This window comes from Pseudomonas sp. CAU 1711 (genome assembly GCF_039888625.1).
Classification (GTDB): Bacteria; Pseudomonadota; Gammaproteobacteria; order Pseudomonadales; family Pseudomonadaceae; genus Aquipseudomonas.
In genome coordinates this window covers 84,580-102,083 of the sequence record NZ_JBDQQT010000005.1, presented here as the reverse complement: position 1 = coordinate 102,083, position 17,504 = coordinate 84,580, and the positions used below count along the sequence as shown (strand labels likewise).

General features: G+C 70.2%; 17 protein-coding genes. 3 read left to right on the top strand and 14 right to left on the bottom strand.

The features are described from left to right. Positions 1–84: 84 nt before the first annotated feature. A complete protein-coding gene (locus AAFN46_RS07105) occupies positions 85–732 on the bottom strand; it encodes a YitT family protein (RefSeq protein ID WP_347807994.1) in 648 nt (215 codons plus the stop codon). An 86-nt stretch (positions 733–818) separates the two neighbouring features. Continuing rightward, entirely contained in the window at positions 819–1,331 is a 513-nt protein-coding gene (locus tag AAFN46_RS07100; RefSeq protein ID WP_347807993.1) for a dihydrofolate reductase, read from the bottom strand. 99 nt (positions 1,332–1,430) lie between these two features. Between AAFN46_RS07100 and AAFN46_RS07095 the strand changes: the two genes are divergently transcribed. Both AAFN46_RS07095 and AAFN46_RS07090 read left to right on the top strand, forming a co-directional pair. Further along, on the top strand, positions 1,431–2,819 hold the full coding sequence (locus AAFN46_RS07095) for a DUF2868 domain-containing protein (RefSeq protein WP_347808150.1): 1,389 nt from the start codon (positions 1,431–1,433) through the stop codon (positions 2,817–2,819). A 162-nt stretch (positions 2,820–2,981) separates the two neighbouring features. Next, the gene (locus AAFN46_RS07090) at positions 2,982–4,352 is read left to right on the top strand and encodes a GTPase/DUF3482 domain-containing protein (protein ID WP_347807992.1); all 1,371 of its coding nucleotides are present in this window, start codon (positions 2,982–2,984) and stop codon (positions 4,350–4,352) included. Here AAFN46_RS07090 and AAFN46_RS07085 read toward each other — a convergent pair. After that, entirely contained in the window at positions 4,349–5,368 is a 1,020-nt protein-coding gene (locus AAFN46_RS07085; RefSeq protein WP_347807991.1) for a phosphatidylinositol-specific phospholipase C, read from the bottom strand. The genes AAFN46_RS07090 and AAFN46_RS07085 overlap by 4 nt on opposite strands. Positions 5,369–5,549: 181 nt before the next feature. Further along, positions 5,550–6,428, bottom strand: a complete 879-nt coding sequence (locus AAFN46_RS07080; protein WP_347807990.1) for an EamA family transporter — start codon at positions 6,426–6,428, stop codon at positions 5,550–5,552. An 87-nt stretch (positions 6,429–6,515) separates the two neighbouring features. Here AAFN46_RS07080 and AAFN46_RS07075 point away from each other — a divergent pair, with 87 nt between their 5' ends. Next, positions 6,516–7,418, top strand: a complete 903-nt coding sequence (locus AAFN46_RS07075; RefSeq protein WP_347807989.1) for a LysR family transcriptional regulator — start codon at positions 6,516–6,518, stop codon at positions 7,416–7,418. Here AAFN46_RS07075 and AAFN46_RS07070 read toward each other — a convergent pair. The 10 genes from AAFN46_RS07070 to AAFN46_RS07025 all read right to left on the bottom strand — a co-directional run bounded on the left by AAFN46_RS07070 (position 7,415) and on the right by AAFN46_RS07025 (position 17,498). Beyond that, the gene (locus tag AAFN46_RS07070; RefSeq protein ID WP_347807988.1) at positions 7,415–7,975 is read right to left on the bottom strand and encodes an HD domain-containing protein; all 561 of its coding nucleotides are present in this window, start codon (positions 7,973–7,975) and stop codon (positions 7,415–7,417) included. The genes AAFN46_RS07075 and AAFN46_RS07070 overlap by 4 nt on opposite strands. Next, positions 7,972–9,129: a TIGR03364 family FAD-dependent oxidoreductase gene (locus AAFN46_RS07065; protein WP_347807987.1), complete on the bottom strand. Its 1,158-nt coding sequence runs from the start codon at positions 9,127–9,129 to the stop codon at positions 7,972–7,974. Before AAFN46_RS07065 ends, AAFN46_RS07070 begins: the two co-directional genes overlap by 4 nt. A 146-nt stretch (positions 9,130–9,275) precedes the next feature. Next, entirely contained in the window at positions 9,276–10,295 is a 1,020-nt protein-coding gene (locus AAFN46_RS07060; protein WP_347807986.1) for a putative 2-aminoethylphosphonate ABC transporter substrate-binding protein, read from the bottom strand. Positions 10,296–10,333: 38 nt separating this feature from the next. Then, a complete protein-coding gene (gene phnX / locus AAFN46_RS07055) occupies positions 10,334–11,161 on the bottom strand; it encodes a phosphonoacetaldehyde hydrolase (protein WP_347807985.1) in 828 nt (275 codons plus the stop codon). A 17-nt stretch (positions 11,162–11,178) separates the two neighbouring features. Further along, entirely contained in the window at positions 11,179–12,882 is a 1,704-nt protein-coding gene (locus tag AAFN46_RS07050; RefSeq protein ID WP_347807984.1) for a putative 2-aminoethylphosphonate ABC transporter permease subunit, read from the bottom strand. Then, positions 12,882–13,922 carry a putative 2-aminoethylphosphonate ABC transporter ATP-binding protein gene (locus AAFN46_RS07045; RefSeq protein ID WP_347807983.1) on the bottom strand — a complete coding sequence of 347 codons (1,041 nt, stop codon included), beginning with the start codon at positions 13,920–13,922 and terminating at the stop codon, positions 12,882–12,884. Before AAFN46_RS07045 ends, AAFN46_RS07050 begins: the two co-directional genes overlap by 1 nt. A 262-nt stretch (positions 13,923–14,184) precedes the next feature. Further along, positions 14,185–15,042 carry a LysR family transcriptional regulator gene (locus tag AAFN46_RS07040; RefSeq protein WP_347807982.1) on the bottom strand — a complete coding sequence of 286 codons (858 nt, stop codon included), beginning with the start codon at positions 15,040–15,042 and terminating at the stop codon, positions 14,185–14,187. Positions 15,043–15,045: 3 nt separating this feature from the next. Continuing rightward, positions 15,046–15,840, bottom strand: coding sequence for a thymidylate synthase (locus tag AAFN46_RS07035; RefSeq protein WP_347807981.1), 795 nt, complete (start codon positions 15,838–15,840; stop codon positions 15,046–15,048). A 79-nt stretch (positions 15,841–15,919) separates the two neighbouring features. Continuing rightward, positions 15,920–16,705: a prolipoprotein diacylglyceryl transferase gene (gene lgt, locus AAFN46_RS07030; protein WP_347807980.1), complete on the bottom strand. Its 786-nt coding sequence runs from the start codon at positions 16,703–16,705 to the stop codon at positions 15,920–15,922. A gap of 10 nt (positions 16,706–16,715) precedes the next feature. After that, the gene (locus AAFN46_RS07025) at positions 16,716–17,498 is read right to left on the bottom strand and encodes a sulfite exporter TauE/SafE family protein (protein WP_347807979.1); all 783 of its coding nucleotides are present in this window, start codon (positions 17,496–17,498) and stop codon (positions 16,716–16,718) included. Positions 17,499–17,504 lie beyond the last annotated feature (6 nt).

The following is a 17,504-nucleotide window of genomic DNA, read 5'->3' as shown; positions in this document are numbered from 1 at the left end:
AAGCCGACCCCTGGCCTCACTCGCAGGTCAGCGCTGGGCGCGTATCTCCGGCGCGCGCCGTGCAGCCGGTCGAGCATGAATCCGTCAGCTCACCCCGACATAACGGTCGGCGCGGTGATTCAGCGCCAACACCAGGTTGAGCATCACCGCGCCCAGCACCGACAGGGCCACCTTGTCCGGCGCCACCACGAAGACCGCGCCCAGCACGATCAATGCGTCGATGCCCATCTGCACCGTGCCGGCGCGCAGGGCGAAGCGCTCCTGCACGAACAGCGCGAGGATGTTCACCCCGCCCAGGCTGGCGCGGTGACGGAACAGCATCAGCAGGCCAAGGCCCATGGTCGCGCCGCCGAACAGCGCGGCATACAGCTCGTTGAGATGGGCGAAGGCGATCCAGCCCGGAGTCAGCTCGGCCAGCAGCGACACCAGCAGCACGGCGCAGCCGGTGCGCAGGGTGAAGCCCCAGCCCAGGCGCCAGATGCCGAGGGCGTAGAAGGGCAGGTTGACCAGACAGAACACCAGGCCGAAAGGCCAGCCGGCCAGGTACTTGGCCAGGAAGGCGATGCCCACGGTGCCGCCGGTGAGCAGTCCGGCGTGGCCGTAGAAGGCGATGCCCAGGGCCACCAGGGCGGTACCGAAGAGCAGGGCCAGGGCATCCTCCCACAGCGGATGGCGGACGAAGATGGCGGCGATGCGGTCGGTCTGGGCGGGGGCGTCGGTCTGGTCGGTCATGGTCGGGTTCGGCGGAAAAAGTCGAAAGCACAGGGGCGCCGCCTACGGGCGCAGGCGGCGTCGGTCAAGCACAGTGAAGAAGGCCTCTAGGCGCGGCGCCAGGTCTCGAAGCGGAAGGCCGGCTTGCCCTCGGCGGCGGCGTGCTCCTCGCTCTCGCAGCAGCGCCAGATGGTCTGGTCGAACTCCGGGAACCAGGCGTCGCCCTCCGGCTGCAGGGCCACGCGGGTCAGGTACAGGCGCTCGGCCCGGGCCAGGCCCTGCTCGTAGAGCTGGGCGCCGCCGATCAGCATCAGCTCGTCCACGCCCTGTTCGCGGGCCCACTGCTCGGCGCGGGCGATGGCGGCGTCCAGGTCGGCGAACACCTCGCCGCCTTCCAGCCGCAGGTCCGGCTGGCGGCTGACCACCAGATTGAGGCGCCCCGGCAGCGGACGGCCGAGCGAGTCCCAGGTCTTGCGTCCCATGATGATCGGCTTGCCGAGGGTCTTGGCCTTGAAGTGCTTGAAGTCCGCCGGCAGGTGCCAGGGCAGCTGGTTGTCGCGGCCGATCACGCGGTTGTCGGCGAGGGCGGCGATCAGGCAGAGGGGCAGGGTCTTGTTCATGGCGGCGAGGATAACGACTCGCGGCGTGACCGGCCATGCTCGGCCGGTGATTTTTCCCGCGCGGTGGGGCAGGGGTTATGCTTGGGCTTCACTTCGCCGATGGGACGCCGCGTGACCGACAGCCGCCTACAATGCCTCTGGCTCTGCGAAGCCATCCGCCTGCGCGAGGAGCACGCCGGGCCGCTGGAGGACGCCGAGGCCAACCGCCTGGCGCGCCAGTCCGGTGCCGACCTGGCCGGGCGCATCGAGGCCCGCGCGCTGTTCCTCGCCCGCCGCGACGGTCAGTGGCAGGCCCTGCAGCACTGGCTGCAGGGCGCCCGCCTGGCGCTGCTGGTGCTGGCCGCCCTGGCGCTGGTCGGCGGCTGCGGCCTGGCGCTGGCGGCGCTGGGCGACGGCGGCCGTCCGGTCAATGTGTTCTGGGCCCTCGGCAGCCTGCTCGGGCTGCACCTGCTGAGCCTGCTCGGCTGGTTGCTCGGCCTGCTCTTAGCCGGCGAGCACCGGGCCGTCCTCGGGCGCCTGTGGCTGTGGCTCGGCGAGCGGCTGGCGCGCGACGCCGCGGCCGCTCAGCTCGGCCCGGCGCTGCTCCTGTTGCTGCAACGGCGACGGCTCAATCGCTGGCTGCTCGGTCTGCTGGTGCACGGCCTGTGGCTGCTGGCGCTGCTCGCCGCGACGCTAATGCTGGTGCTGCTGCTCAGCACCCGGCGCTATGGCTTCGTCTGGGAGACCACGCTGCTGTCCGGCGACACCTTCGTCGCCCTGACCCAGCTGCTGGGCGCGCTGCCGGCCCTGCTCGGCCTGCCGCTGCCCGACCCCGACACCATCCGCGCCAGCGGCGAGGGGGCCCTGGGCCATGAGGCGGCGCGCCATGCCTGGGCCGGCTGGCTGCTCGGCGTGCTGCTGGTGTTCGGCCTGCTGCCGCGCGCGCTGTTGCTGCTGCTGTGCCTGCTGGCCTGGCAGCGCGGACGCGCCGGCCTGGCGCTGGACCTCCAGGCGCCGAGCTATCGCCTGCTGGCCGAGCGCCTGCAGCCGTCCTGCGAGCGCCTGGGCATTGTCGATGCCGCGCCCGGCGAGCTGCACCGGCACGGCGCCGGCAGCAACGAGCTGGCCGCCGCCGGCGCCGTGCTGGTGGCGGTGGAACTGGACGATGCGCGGCCCTGGCCGCCGGCGCTGCCGCCGTCGGTGGCCGATGCCGGGGTGCTGGACAGCCGCGAGCAGCGCCACCACCTGCTCGACCAGCTCGGCCGCTTCCCGCCGGCGCGCCTGGCGGTGGCCGTCGACCCGCGCCGCTCGGCGGACCGCGGCACCCTGGCGCTGCTCGGCGAGCTGTCGCGCACGGCCGCCGCCACGCGCATCTGGCTGCTGCCGGCGCCGCCCGGTGCGGCGCTCGACGGCGCGCGTCTGGGCGACTGGCACGAGGCGCTGCAGCGCCTCGGCCTGCCATTCGCCGACAGCTCGCCGTTGCCATGGCTGGAGAATGGGCATGACTGATCGCCTGGCCCGGATGGAATCCGGGAAGCAGAAGGTGATTGCATCCGCGCCGTGCGCGGGGCGGGCGCCGGCGGGCGCTCCCTCACCCCGGCCCTCTCCCGGAGGGAGAGGGGGCAAGAGCGGCGCGACCATGAGGCACTTGTGTGGGCGTGGGGGGCGAGCATGAGCAAGCCACTGAAGCTGGCCGTGGTCGGCCACACCAATGTCGGCAAGACCTCGCTGCTGCGCACCCTGCTGCGCGACGTCGATTTCGGCGAGGTGTCGCCGCGCGCCAGCACCACCCGCCATGTCGAGGGCGCGCGCCTGTCGGTAGAGGGCGTGGCGCTGCTGGAGCTGTACGACACGCCGGGCCTGGAGGACGCCATCGCCCTGCTCGATCATCTGGAGCACCTGGATCGCCCCGGCGAACGCCTGGACGGACCGGCGCGCATCCAGCGCTTTCTCGACGGCGCCGAGGCGCGCCAGCGCTTCGAGCAGGAGGCCAAGGTGCTGCGCCAGTTGCTGGCCAGCGATGCCGGGCTCTATGTGATCGACGCCCGCGAGCCGGTGCTGGCCAAGTACAAGGACGAGCTGCAGGTGCTGGCCGGCTGCGGCAAACCGTTGCTGCCGGTGCTCAACTTCAGCGCCGGCCAGGCGCAGCGCGAGGACGAATGGCGCGAGGCCCTGGCCCGCCTCGGCCTGCACGCGCGGGTGGCGTTCGACAGCGTGGCGCCGCCACTGGATGGCGAACGCCGGCTATTCGAGAGCCTGGCCCTGCTGATCGAGGCGGCGCGGCCGCGCCTGGAGCGGCTGATCGCCGACCACGAGGAGCAGGCCCTGGCCCGCCGCCAGGCCGCTGCCCAGCTGATCGCCGAGCTGCTGATCGACTGCGCCGCCTGCCGCCGCAGCGTGGCCGCCCAGGCGCAGATCGAGCGCGAGGAGATCGCCGCCCTGCACCAGGCCGTGCGCCAGCGCGAGCAGCAGTGCGTGGAGGCGCTGCTGCGCCTGTATGCCTTTCGCGAAGGCGATGCCTGCGCCGAGGACCTGCCGCTGACGGATGGGCGCTGGGGCGACGATCTGTTCAATCCCGAGACCCTGCGCCAGCTGGGGGTGAGAGTCGGCGGCGGCATGGCCGCCGGCGCCGCCACCGGAGTGGGCATCGATCTGCTGGTCGGCGGCATCACCCTGGGCGCCGCCGCGCTGCTCGGCGCACTGGCCGGTGGCGGCCTGCAGACCGCGCGCAACTACGGTGGGCGCCTGCTCGGCAAGCTCCGGGGTCAGCGCGAGCTGACGGTCAGCGACGACGTGCTGCGTCTGCTGGCCCTGCGTCAGCGCCAGCTGCTGGCCGCTCTGCTCGCCCGCGGACATGCCGCAATCGGTGTCATCCAGCTCGATAGCGTCGGCGCCGGCAGCTGGCGCGACGGCAAGCTGCCAGAGGCCCTGAGCCGCGCGCGGGCGCATCCCGAGTGGTCGTCGCTCAATCCGGATGCGCACCTGGAGCAGGTCGAACGGCGCGCTCAGGTAGCTGCCCTGGCTGCCGGGCTTGCCACCTAACGGCCGAAGTTGACGCGGATGACGCTGTCGATCAGCCCGGCACCGGGGAAGTCGGCGAACACTATGCCGACGTGGCCAAGCTTGCCGCGCTGGGTATCCAGCAGGTTGCGGGTCAGGTCGTTGGTGCCCTCGAAGGCGATCGAGCAGATGCCGATGAAGCAGCCGACCCGCGGGAAGTCCGGATAGCTGTTCTTCCAGCCCGGCGTGGTGCGCCCGGTGAGCAGGCGCGGCGCGCCGGTCTGCGGGCTGGAGTGGCCGCTGGCGACGAAATAGGGGAAGGAGCCGCCGGAGCCGGAGAGGAAGTTGATCGAGCTGTGGCCGCGGCCGTTGGCCCGCCAGATCTGCGCCTTGACCTTCTCCCACTTGCCGTACAGGTCCCAGTTGCTGCTCAGGCTGTAGGCGTCCTGGGTGTCGAACGAGCCGGAGTAGTCCAGGCCATAGGTGGCGCCGGCGAAGTTCTGCAGTATCACTATCTTGCCGCGCACCTCGTCGAGCAGCGGGTCCTGGCCGGTGGGTTGCCAGATGTAGCCGCTGTAGCGGGCGTTGTATTCGGCGAAGGTGGCCTCGAAGCTGCGGCTGACGTTCTGCTCGGTGTGCTCCGGCTTGACCCGTACCAGCAGCGTCTCGCCCGGGTGCTGGGCGAGGAAGGCGACCATGGTGTCGAGCACGTCGCCGAACATGGTGCGCTGGAACACCGGGCCATGGTGGATGGCGAATACATTCTCGATATGCCGGGCGCGCACGTCGAAGGCGCGGATGCCCGCCTCCAGCTGGGTGCGCAGCGGCAGCGACTGGGTGCGTACTATGTCGCCGCCATAGAAGGACAGCGAGTCGTGGGTGCCCGGCAGCGACAGCGCGCGCACGCGCTTGGCGCCGTCCAGGGCGGCCATCCAGTCGCTGTTGCGGTAATTGAGGTTGCTATCGCTGGAGTAGGCATTGCTCGAATGAGCGGCGGCGGTGAGCGGTGCGAGCAGGCAGACGCAGGCCAGCGCGCGGCGCAGTAGGTGGAAGTCCATGGTGAGGTTCCTTGTGGTGCCTGTTGTCGTTGTTGATGGCTAACCACTACCCGGTCCGGCGGAGCGCTTTCACGTGAGCGCGACGGCGAACGGAAATAGCCCCGGCAGTGAAGTCCGCCGCCGCGCATCGCGCCAGGTCCATCCGTGCCAGGCGCACGAGCCAATCGCGACAAGACGCGGCTTAACGCCGCGCCAGGCTGGTCCACAGGGTCGCCGCGACTATCAGCAGGCCACCGAGCCAGGCCTGCAGATTCAACGCCTCGTTCAGCCAGAGCACGGCGAACAGCGCGCCGAACAGCGGCTCGCTGCCCATCAGCAGGCTGACCCGGGTCGGGCTGCTGCGCGCCAGCGCCCAGTTCTGCACATAGAAGGCGAACAGGGTGGCGAACAGCACCAGATACAGACTGCCGAGCCAGAACGCCTGCGCCGTCGGCAGCGGCGGCAGGCCGCCGGGCAGAGCCAGGCCGATCAGCAGGCAGCCAAGGCCGGCGACGCCGGTCTGCATGGCCATGAAGGCCAGCGGCGGCACCTGGCTGTCGGCGGTCAGGCGGCGGATCAGGCACACGCCGAAGGCGCGTATCCCGGCGGCCAGCAGCATCAGGCCGTCACCCAGGTTGAACTGCAGGTCGACGCCGCCACTGAGCAGCCAGGTGCCCAGCAGCGCCGCCGCCACCGCCGGCAACAGGCGCGGATCCGGGCGCTGGCCGAGCATCAGCCACTCGACGAAAGGCGTGAACACCAGACACAGGCTGATCAGGAAGGCGGCGTTGCTGGCCGAGGTGTGCAGCACGCCGTAGGTCTCGCAGACGAAGATCGCCAGCATCACCAGCCCCGAGGCCAGCCCCGGGCGCAGGGCGCGGCGGCCGGCGCCGCGCAGCTGCGGAGCCAGCAGCAGGAAGGCAATGCCCAGGCGCACGGCGAGAAAGCCCAGCACCGGGTAGTAGTCCAGCGCCTGCTTGGCCACGCCGTAGCTGGTGCCCCACACCAGCGCCACCAGCAGCAGAAGCAGGTCGCTGGCCTGCAGCAGACGGGAGGGTTGGGAGAGGGTCAGGCTGGTCATGGCAAGGGCTCGCATATGGAATGGGCCGATTGTCCATTGCCATTCGCACCGCGATAATCAGGTCATTCTGTACGAGACTCATTCTTTATGAGCATGAATCACCTGCTGCCGCTGATGGCCAGCTTCGTTCGCGTGGTGGAGTGCGGCAGCTTCTCCGCCGCCGCGCGCCAGCTGCATACCAGCGGCTCGGCGCTCAGTCGGCAGCTGGCCCAGCTGGAGGCGGCATTGGGCCTGCGCCTGCTGCAGCGCACCACCCGCCGCCTGCGCCTGACCGAGGCCGGCGGCGAGGTGTTCGAGCGCTGCCGCGAGATGCTCGGCGCCGCCGAGGCGGCCGTGGCGGTGGGCGAGCGGCTGATGAGCGATGCCCGCGGCCAGGTGCGCCTGTCGGTGCCCAAGGCCTTCGGCAAGTACCTGGTGGCGCCGCTGATGGCCGACTTCCTGGCCAGGCATCCGGAAGTCGACGTCAGCCTCAACCTCAGCGACCGCAGCCCCGACCCCATCGCCGAGGGCTTCGACCTGATCATCCGCATCACCGAGCAGCCGCCGGAGCAGATGGCCGGGCGGCCGCTGTGCCAGGTCGAGCATGTGCTGTGCGCCACCCCGCAGTACCTGGCGCAGCACGGTGCGCCGCAGCATCCGCAGGAGCTGGTGCGGCATGCCTGCCTGTATCTGGACGAGCGCGCGGACGACCACCGCTGGCACTTCTCCAGGGACGGCGAGCAGTGCAGGGTCGCCGTGCGCGGCCGCTTCGCCAGCAACCACAGTGAGGTGCGCCTGAACGGCGCGCTGAGTCACCTGGGCATCGCCTGCCTGCCCAGCTTCACCGCCGCCGCGGCGCTGGCCGATGGCCGGCTGCAGCAGGTGCTCGGCGACTGGCGCTACACCGGCTACTACCACGGCACGGCCTGGGCGCTGTACCCGTCCAACCGCCATCTGCCGCCGAAACTGCGGGTGCTGATCGACCATCTGGCGGCGGGGCTGGCCGGCTAGGCGGCTTGCCGCACGCGCAGGGCCAGCGCCTCGATCCAGGCCAGATCGACCGGCCGCCCCGGCACCTTGGCCGCCTCGTCCCAGCGGCGCAGGCGCAGGATATCGGCGCACAGCGGATCGGCTTCGAAGGCACTGGCCTCGGCTTCGCTCATCGGCCCGCCCTGCCAGTCCAGGGTCTGCCGGCTGGCCGGGCTGAGCGCGGCCAGGTAGCCCGGCTCGCGGGCGCACAGGTAGCGCTTGGCATCCACGTGCCCGGCTACCAGCTCGCACAGCCGAGCGGGAAAGCCCAGGCCACGCAGCCAGTGCGCGCCGACCCGCTCGTGGCCCTGGCGGCCCAGCTCGCCCATGCGGTTATCCGCCGTCAGCGGCGCGCAGAAGTGACCGACATCGTGGCAGAAGGCGGCGAGGATCAACTCCTCGTCGGCTCCTTCGTCACGCGCCAGTTCGGCGGCCTGGACCATATGCTCGAGCTGACTGACCGCCTCACCGATATAGTCGGCCTCGGCCTGGGCGCGGCACAGGGCGAACAGCTCGCTCACCGCCTGCCGCGCGCTCATGCGGCATTGGCCTCGGGCCAGGCGCCTTCGTTCAGCAGCGCGGCCACGGTGCGCTCGCCCAGGCCGAGGCCGACGCTCATGCCCAGGCCGGTGTGCATCAGCACGGCGGTCACCCCCTCGGCGGCGCGCAGCACGCTGAACGGCCCCGGCCCGCGCGCGCCGTAAACGCCCTGCCAGCGCTCCAGCACCTGCAGGCGGCCGCCTAGGGTGTGCTCGGCCAGCTCGATCAGCAGCTGGTCGACGACCTCGGCATTGAACGGCGAGGCGTCGCTGCCGTAGTCGTGCGAGTCGCCGATGATCAGCTCGCCATGGGGCGTCGGGCTGACCAGCAGATGGATGCCGTGCTGCTCCAGCGCCGGGTAGTCGCGGCGGATCTCGGCGCGGATCGCCTCGGCCTCGGGCAGGTCGGCGAAGGCGCCGTAGTGCACGCAGCTGAGGCCGGTGAGCACCGCGTGTTGCAGCTCCAGTGGACGCTCCAGGCGCGCGCGCAGCATCTGCAGGCGGCACACGGAGGGCTTGAGCGCGGCCATCGGTTCGGCCAGCAGGGTCTGGTAATCGTGACCGGAGCAGACCAGGATGTGCTGGGCCGAGAAGCGCCCGGCGCTGGTCAGCGCGCTGCCCGACTCGACGTCGCGCACCAGGGTGGAGAAGTGGAACTCGACGCCGAGGCCGCGCAGGTACGTGACTATCTGCGGCAGCGCCTCGCGCGAGTACAGCTGCTGGTCGTCCAGCCCGTGCAGGGCGGCGCGGTGGTGGGCGAAGCGGCCGGCGTACAGGCCGTCCAGGGCGGCGCCGCGCAGCAGTTCGGCGCGGTAGCCGAGCTCACGCGCGCGGCCGGCGCAGAAGGCTTCGAGCATGGCCTCCTCGGCCTCGGTACGGGCGAATACCAGCGAGCCCTGCTGCTTCAGCGCCAGGCCGGCGGCGGCGCCCAGTTCGGCCCACAGGCCGTGGGTCTGGCGCGCCAGCTCGAGCATCGGCCCCGGCGCCTGGCCGGTGACCAGGGCCTGGCCGAAGTTGCGGATGGAGGCGCCGAGCGGCGTGGCGCTGCGCTCGAAGACCTTGACCCTGAGGCCGCGCTTGACGCCGGCCCAGGCATGGGCGAGGCCGAGCATGCCGGCGCCGACGACCAGCAGGTCGCAGTCGTGCTGACTCATGGGGAAACTCCTGAAAATTCTGCGGGCTACTTGACTCCCTCTCCCTCTGGGAGAGGGCTGGGGTGAGGGGCTGATAAGCAGCTCGGTGCTGCCCGGTAAACCCTCACCCCCGGCCCCTCTCCCGGCGGGAGAGGGGTGGCGCGGTCTTACTGGGCGATTGGCTCGGACTTGCCGTCGTAGCGCTTGCGCCACTCGGCGAGGATGCGCTCGCGGTTTTCCGAGGCCCAGGCGAAGTCGTTCCGGATCAGGCGCTGCTCGTAGTCGGCCGGCAGCTCCTGGAACGGCTCGGCGATGCCCGGCTGGGCCAGCACGGCGAAGTTGGCCTTGTACAGCTCCATGGCCTCGCGGCTGGCGGCGAAGTCGGCGAGCTTCTTGGCCGCGTCCAGCTGGTCGGTGCCCTTGACGATGCCGGTGGCCTCGATCTCCCAGCCCAGGCCTTCCTTGGGCAGCACTATGTCCAGCGGCGCGCCCTTGCGCTTGAGCTGCACGGCCGGGTACTCGAAGGAGATGCCGATCGGGAACTCGCCGGCGGCGGCCAGCTTGCACGGCTTGGAGCCGGAATGGGTGTACTGGCCGATGTTGCCGTGCAGCTTGTCCATGTAGGCCCAGCCGCCGTCCTGGCCGAAGGTCTGCAGCCAGGCGCTGACGTCCAGGTAGCCGGTGCCGGAGGACGCCGGGTTGGGCATGACGATCTTGCCCTGGTACACCGGGTCGGTCAGGTCTTCCCATTTGGTCGGCTTGGGCAGGCCCTGCTTCTCAGCCTCGATGCGGTTGAAGCAGATGGTCGCGGCCCACACGTCCATGCCGACCCAGGCCGGTGGGTTGGCGGCGTCGCGGTAGTTGGCGCCGATCTTGTCCAGGTTGGCCGGGGCGTAGGGCAGCAGCATGTCCTGCTGTTTGAGAATCGCCAGGCTGGAGCCGGCCAGGCCCCAGACCACGTCGGCCTGCGGACGATCCTTCTCGGCCAGCAGCTTGGCGGTGACGATGCCGGTGGAGTCGCGCACCCACTTGATGCGGATGTCCGGGTTCTGCTTCTCGAACGCTTCCTGGTAGGGCTTGAGCTGCTCGACTTCCAGCGCGGTGTAGACGGTCAGCTCGGTGCTGGCCTGGGCCTGCAGGGCGCAGGCGGCGAGCAGGCCGGCGGCCAGGGCGGTGCGTTTGAACATGGTGGAGCTCCTGATGGTGTTGGCGTTGGTTGTCTGGGTTAGCAGGCCTGCGGGCTTTCGCCGCGGGCCAGGCGTGCGTTGATGTGGTCGATCAGCGCGGGCAGCTCGGCGATGGTGTCGATCAGGTAGTGCGGGCGGCTGGCGGCGAACAGACCGTCGATGCGCGCGCGCTCGGCGGTGCGCTGTTCGGCCGCCAGCGCCTGGTAGGCGTCCCAGGAAAGGCCCAAGAAGTTGCCGGAGAAGCGCAGGGCCACGGTCCACATGCCGGCGGCGCGGCCCTCGAGGATGCCCGGCGCGGTGTCGTCGACCTTGACGCAGGCGGCCACGTCGTCGAGGCCCAGGGCGATGACGTTGGCCAGCGCCTGCGCCGGGCTCGGCCGGCCCTTGGGCACCTCGTCGGTGGCCACCACGTGGTCCGGGCGGTAGCCCTCGGCGGCGGCCAGTTCGACCACCTTGCCCATTACCGCCAGCGGGTAGCCGGAGCAGCTGCCGATGCGCAGGCCGCGCTCGCGCAGGGCGGCGATGGCGTCCAGCGCGCCGGGAATCAGCGCCGAATGCTCGCCGACTTTCTCGATCTGCAGCGGCATGAAGCGCTCGTAAATCGCCGTCACGTCGGCGTCCGTCGGCAGGCGGCCGAAGCGGCGCTGGTAGCGCTCGGCGATGGCCGGCACGTCGCACAGGCTGCGGATATGCTCCCACTTGCCCATGCCCATCGGGCCGCGCGCTTCCTCCAGGCTCAGCTCGATGTCGAACTGGGCGAAGGCCTCGACGAAGATGCGGGTCGGCGCGAAGGAGCCGAAGTCGACCACGGTGCCGGCCCAGTCGAGGATGGCGGCTTGCAGGCGGGTGGGATGTTGGTAGCGCATGAGGACTCTCCTTGGAATCAGTGGCCGGGCGCCGCGCGCCAGGCCTGGGAGCGGCGCAGCAAGCCGCGCGAGGCCCCGGCCAGCAGCAGCGAGACGGCGGCGGAAGTGAGCAGGATCAGGGTGGACATGGCGGCGGCGCCGCCGACGTTGCCGGCGTCGTCCATGTTCAGCACGGCGATGGCGGCCAGCATGCTGTCCGGGCTGTAGAGGAAGATCACCGCCGACACCGTGGTCATCGCCGAGACGAACAGGTAACGCACGATGTCGAGCAGCGCCGGCAGGCAGATCGGCAGGGTCACGCGCAGGAAGTGGCGCAGCAGCGGCACCTTCAGCGACAGCGCGGCGGCCTCGAACTCGCCGTCGAGCTGGCGCAGGGCGGCGCTGGCGGTCATCTGCGCGGTGGTCAAAAAATGCGCCACGGTGCAGATCACCAGCAGCGCCAGGCTGCCGTACAGGCCGTGCAGCGGGTTGCCCGGCAGGTTGAAGAAGAACACGTAGCCGAGGCCGAGCACCAGGCCGGGCACCGCCATGGGAATGAAGCACAGCAGGCGCAGCAGCTGGGTCAGCGGGCTCTGCCGGCTCTTCTCCAGCAGGTAGGCGCCGGTGAAGATCAGCGCGCCGCCGAACAGCGCGCTGCAACCGGCCATCAGCAGGCTGTTGCGGTAGGCCAGCCAGCCGCCCGGCAGATCGGAGAAGGCGTAGTGGTCGAGCACCAGGCTCAGGTCGTAGGGCCAGAATTTGACCAGCGAGGAGTACACCGCCATGCCGAACACGCCGAGCAGGCCGGCGCAGACCAGCAGCAACAGCAGCAGGAAGGCGCCATCGCGGCCACGGCTGGGCTGCGGGTGGTAGACCTGGGCGCGGCCGGCCATGGCGTCGCGCTGGCGGCGACGCAGCCAGAGGTCGACGGCGAAGCTGAGCAGCGCCGGCAGCAGCAGGAACAGGCCGATCAGCGCGCCGCGGCCGAACTGCTGTTGGCCGACCACCGCCTTGTAGGCCTCCAGGGCCAGCACCTGGTAGTCGCCACCGACCACCACCGGCACGCCGAAGTCGGTGACGCACAGGGTGAACACCAGGCAGGCGGCGGCGAACACGGCCTGACGGCTGCCCGGCCAGGTGATGCTGCGAAACGCCCGCCAGTTTGATGCGCCCATGCTCGACGCCGCGTCGAACAGCCGCGCGTCGGCCAGCGCCAGGGCGCTGAGCAGCACCATCAGGGCGTGGGGGAAGGTGTAGATGGCCTGGCCGAGGACGATGCCCCAGAAGCCGTAGATGTTGTCCGTCAGCAGGTGGCGCAGCACGCCCTGGTTGCCGAACAAGTAGATCAGCGCGATGCCCGGCAGCATCGACGGCGCCAGCAGCGGCAGCAGCGAGATGCCGCGCCACAGGCCCTTGTCCGGCACGCAGGTGCGCTGCAGGGCATAGGCGAAGGCGTAGGCCAGTGGCAGCACGATGGCGACCACGGCCAGGGCGCTCTTCAGGCTGTTGCCGAGCAGCCAGCGGAAGTTGGCGCTGCTCACCAGCTCGCGCGCAGCAAGCAGGCCGCCACCCTGGCTCGGATCGCCGCCCAGGCCGCGCCAGAGCATGGCCGCCAGCGGCAGCAGCACGCCGAGCAGCAGCAGCGCCAGCAGCAGCCACTGGCCGCCGACCATGAACAGGCGGTCGGCCAGATCGGCCGGCCAGCGCCGCGCGGGCATGCGCGGGGACGCCAGCGCTTCCATCAGGCAAACACCTGCAGGCTGCGCGGCGGCAGGGCCACCCAGATGTCGGCGCCGCTCAGGCGCGGCATGGCTTCCGGTGCCAGCTCGGCGAGCAGGGCGTGACCCGGCAGGGCGTCCAGCTCGAAGCTCAGGCGGCAGCGGTTGCCGAGGAAGGTGATCTCGCGCATCTGCGCCGGAAACAGGTTGTCCTCGTGCACCGGCGGGTTGATCACCACCGCCTCGGGACGGCAGAACAGGCGGCCACGCTCGCCCGGCTGCTGGCCGTGCAGGCGCAGGCTGAGCTCGCCGACGCGGGCGTGCTCGCCGTCGCGCTCGAACGGCAGCCAGTTGCCCTGGCCGACGAACTCGGCGACGAAGGGCGTGGCCGGCGCGCGGTAGATGTCCCGGGGCGAGGCGTACTGCTCGACGCGGCCGTGGTGCATCACGGCGATGCGGTCGGCCATCAGCATGGCCTCGTCCTGGTTGTGGGTGACCATCAGGGTGGTGATGCCGAGCTGGCGCTGCAGGGCGCGCAGCTCGCCGCACAGATGCTCGCGCACGCGGGCGTCGAGGGCCGACATCGGCTCGTCGAGCAGCAGCAGCGAGGGGCTGGGCGCCAGCGCGCGGGCCAGGGCCACGCGCTGCTGCTGGCCGCCGGACAGCTGGGCCGGGTATTTCTGCCCGCTGCCGGCCAGGCCGACCAGCTCCAGCATCTCCTCGACCCGCGCGCGGATCGCCGCGCGGCCCTGCCCGGCCAGGCCGTAGGCGACGTTCTGCGCCACCGTGAGGTTGGGGAACAGCGCGTAGGACTGGAATAGGATGCCGTAGTCACGCGCCTGCGGCGGCAGCGCGGAGACGTCGCGGCCGGCGAAGCGGATGGCGCCGCGGTCCTGGCGCTCCAGGCCGGCGATGCAGCGCAGCAGGGTGGTCTTGCCACAGCCGGAGGGGCCGAGCAGGCACACCAGCTCGCCGGCGGCGATATCCAGCGACACGCCGTCCAGCGCCTGGAACGCGCCGAAGCCTTTGTGGATGTCGCGCAGCTGCAGATCGACGGTGGCCATGGTGGAACCTCGTGAGAATCGGTACGAGGTTCATGCTGCGGGCGCCGTGCTAAGGCTTTATGGCAGTTGGGCAAAAGCTGCCGATAGTGCTATCGGCGGATTTGGGTATGGGCTCCCTCTCCCTTGGGAGGCGACTGCATGGATGCAGGAGGTAGGGCGACGCAGGAAGCCAAAGCCGAGGGCCGGGGTGAGGGAAGAAGCGAGTTGACCTGGAAGACCCTCACCCCTGGCCCCTCTCCCAAGGGGAGAGGGGAAGCATTGCCTAGGCGGTTTCCCGTGCCAGGGCTAGGAAGGCCGCCGGCAGGCGCGCGCCGCGGCGCTCCTTGAGGCAGTAGAGGTATTCGGGGATCAGCGGCGCGTCGTCCAGCGCGATCACCCGCAGCTCGGGGTTGTCCGGCACCTCATGACGGGCGATCACGCTGACGCCGAGATTGCGCAGCACGCCCTCGCGGATCGACTCGCGGCTGCCGATTTCCAGCACCGCGCCGGGCACGGCGCCGGCATCGCGCAGCATCTGCTCGGTGAGCACCCGGGTGGTGGAGCCGGCCTCGCGCATCAGCAGGCACTGACCGGCCAGCGCGCTGGGCGACAGGGCCTTGTGAACGGCCAGTGGGTGATTGCGGTGCGCCGCCAGCACCAGGGGATCCTGGCCCAGCACCAGGCGGGTGAAGCGCGCGTCCTGCTCCAGCTGCGAGGAGGCGGCGAGGTCGACGCGGTATTCCTCCAGCGCCTCGATCACCTGCTGCGAGTTGCCGATCTCCAGGCTCACCTGCACTTGCGGCAGGCGCTCGCGCAAGCGTCTGATCAGGTCCAGCACGTAGTAGGGCGCGGTGGCGGCGATGCGCAGGCTGCCCTGCAGCTGGCCGCAGTTGCGCAGGAAGAACTCGATGTCGGCCTCCTGCTGCAGCAGACGCCGCACCATCGGCAGCAGGCGCGCGCCCTCGTCGCTCAGGGTCAGGCGGCGGCCGCCACGGTAGAACAGCTCGACGCCGTACTGCGCCTCCAGATTGCGAATCTGCGTGGTGACGGTGGGCTGACTGAGGCCGAGCTTCTTCGCCGCCTGGGTGATGCTGCCCAGGCGGGCGACCATGTGAAAGGCCTTGAGCTCGGCCGCCAGCATGGCTTACACCGCGACCGGCGCGGGAATGTGCGGGTGGGCCTGGTAGTTCTGCAGCTCGAAGTCCTCGAACGTGAAGGCGAACAGGTCCTTCACCTCGGGATTCAGCTTCATGGTCGGCAGCGGCAGCGGCTCGCGGGTCAGCTGTAGGTCGGCCTGCTCGATATGGTTGGCGTACAGGTGGCAGTCGCCGCCGGTCCAGACGAAGTCGCCCGGCTCGAGGTCCGTGACCTGGGCGATCATCATCGTCAGCAGGGCGTAGCTGGCGATGTTGAACGGCACGCCGAGGAAGATGTCGGCCGAGCGCTGGTATAGCTGGCAGGACAGCTTGCCGTTCGCCACGTAGAACTGGAACAGGGCATGGCATGGGGGCAGGGCCATTTCATCGACCAGCGCCGGGTTCCAGGCGGAGACGATCAGGCGGCGCGAGTCCGGGTTCTTCTTGATCATCTCGATCAGCTTGCTGATCTGGTCGATCGATTCGCCGTTCGGTGCCGGCCAGCTGCGCCACTGGTAGCCATAGACCGGGCCGAGGTCGCCGTTCTCGTCGGCCCACTCGTCCCAGATGCGCACGCCGTTGTCCTTCAGGTACTTGATATTGGTGTCGCCGGCCAGGAACCACAGCAGCTCGTGGATGATGGATTTCAGGTGGCACTTCTTGGTGGTCACCAGCGGGAAGCCGTCGGCCAGGTTGAAACGCATCTGGTGGCCGAACACCGAATAGGTGCCGGTGCCGGTGCGGTCGCTCTTGAAGGTGCCGGTCTCGCGCACCAGGCGCATCAGGTCGAGGTACTGTTTCATCTCAGCTCCGCTGGGAAGGTCACGGGTGCCCGCCCAGGCACCCGGAAAAAGCGCGCAGTTTAACCAAATCGCCGACGCTTCAGGCCCTGGCCCGACGATACGCCCAGAGCATCAGGCCGAGGCCGCCGAGGATCATCGGCACGCACAGCACCTGGCCCATGGTCAGCCAGCCCCAGGCCAGGTAACCGAGCTGGGCATCCGGCACGCGGACGAACTCGACGATGAAGCGGAACACCCCGTAGCAGGCGGCGAACAGGCCGGACACCGCCATGGTCGGGCGCGGCTTGCGCGAGTAGGCCCAGAGGATGACGAACAGCGCCACGCCTTCCAGGGCGAACTGGTACAGCTGCGAGGGGTGGCGCGGGTCCGGCCCGCCGTTGGGGAAAACCATGGCCCAGGGCACGTCGGTGACCTTGCCCCACAGTTCGGAGTTGATGAAGTTGCCGATGCGCCCGGCGCCCAGGCCGATCGGTACCAGCGGGGCGATAAAGTCCATCAGCTCGAAGAAGCTCTTGCCGTTGCGCTTGCCGAACCACCAGGTGGCCAGCATCACGCCGATCAGGCCGCCATGAAAGGACATGCCGCCCTCCCACACGCGGATGATCTTCAGCGGCTCGGCGATATAGGCGGACAGGTCGTAGAACAGCACGTAGCCCAGGCGGCCGCCGAGGATCACGCCCATGGCCACCCAGAACACCAGGTCGGAAAGCTTCTCCTTGCTCCAGCCGGCGTCGAAGCGGGCGAGGCGGCGCGAGGCCAGCCACCAGGCGCCGCCGATGCCGACCAGATACATCAGGCCGTACCAGTGGATTTTCAGCGGGCCCAGGGCGATGGCCACCGGGTCGATCTGCGGATAAGGCAGCATTCAAAACTCCTTAGATCAGGAAATTCACGCCCACGCCCAGCAGCAGCAGGGCGAACAGCCGTTTCAGCAGGCGCGGCGACAGCCTGTGCGCCAGGCGCGCGCCGAAGCGGGCGAAGAACATGCTGGTGATGGCGATACCGGCCATGGCCGGCAGGTAGACGAAGCCGAGGCTCCACTGCGGCAGCCCCGGCTCCTGCCAGCCGATCAGCATGAAACTCAGGGCGCTGGCCACCGCGATGGGCAGGCCGCAGGCGGCGGAGGTGGCCACCGCCTGCTGCATCGGCACGCTGCGCCAGGTCAGGAAGGGCACGGTCAGCGAGCCGCCGCCGATGCCGAAGATCGCCGAGGCCCAGCCGATCACCCCGCCGGCGGCGGTCAGCCCCAGCCTGCCTGGGACAGCGCGGCCGGCTTTGGGTTTCAACTCCAGGCCCATCTGCAGGGCGATGACGATGGCGAACACGCCGATGATCTTCTGCAGCAGCGGCCCCTGGATGGCCGCCGCCGTCAGCGAGCCGAGGCCGGCGCCGAGCAGGATGCCGAGGGTCATCCAGGCGAAGATCGGCCAGCGCACCGCACCCTTGCGCTGATGCTCCAGCACCGAGTTGATCGAGGTGAAGACGATGGTGGCCAGCGAGGTGCCCACGGCCAGGTGGGTCAGCACCGCCGGGTCGATGCCCTGGGCGGTGAAACTGAACACCAGCACCGGCACTATGATGATGCCGCCGCCGACGCCGAACAGACCGGCCAGCACGCCGGCCGCCGCGCCCAACAGCAGATAGAGCAGAAATTCCATGAGCCC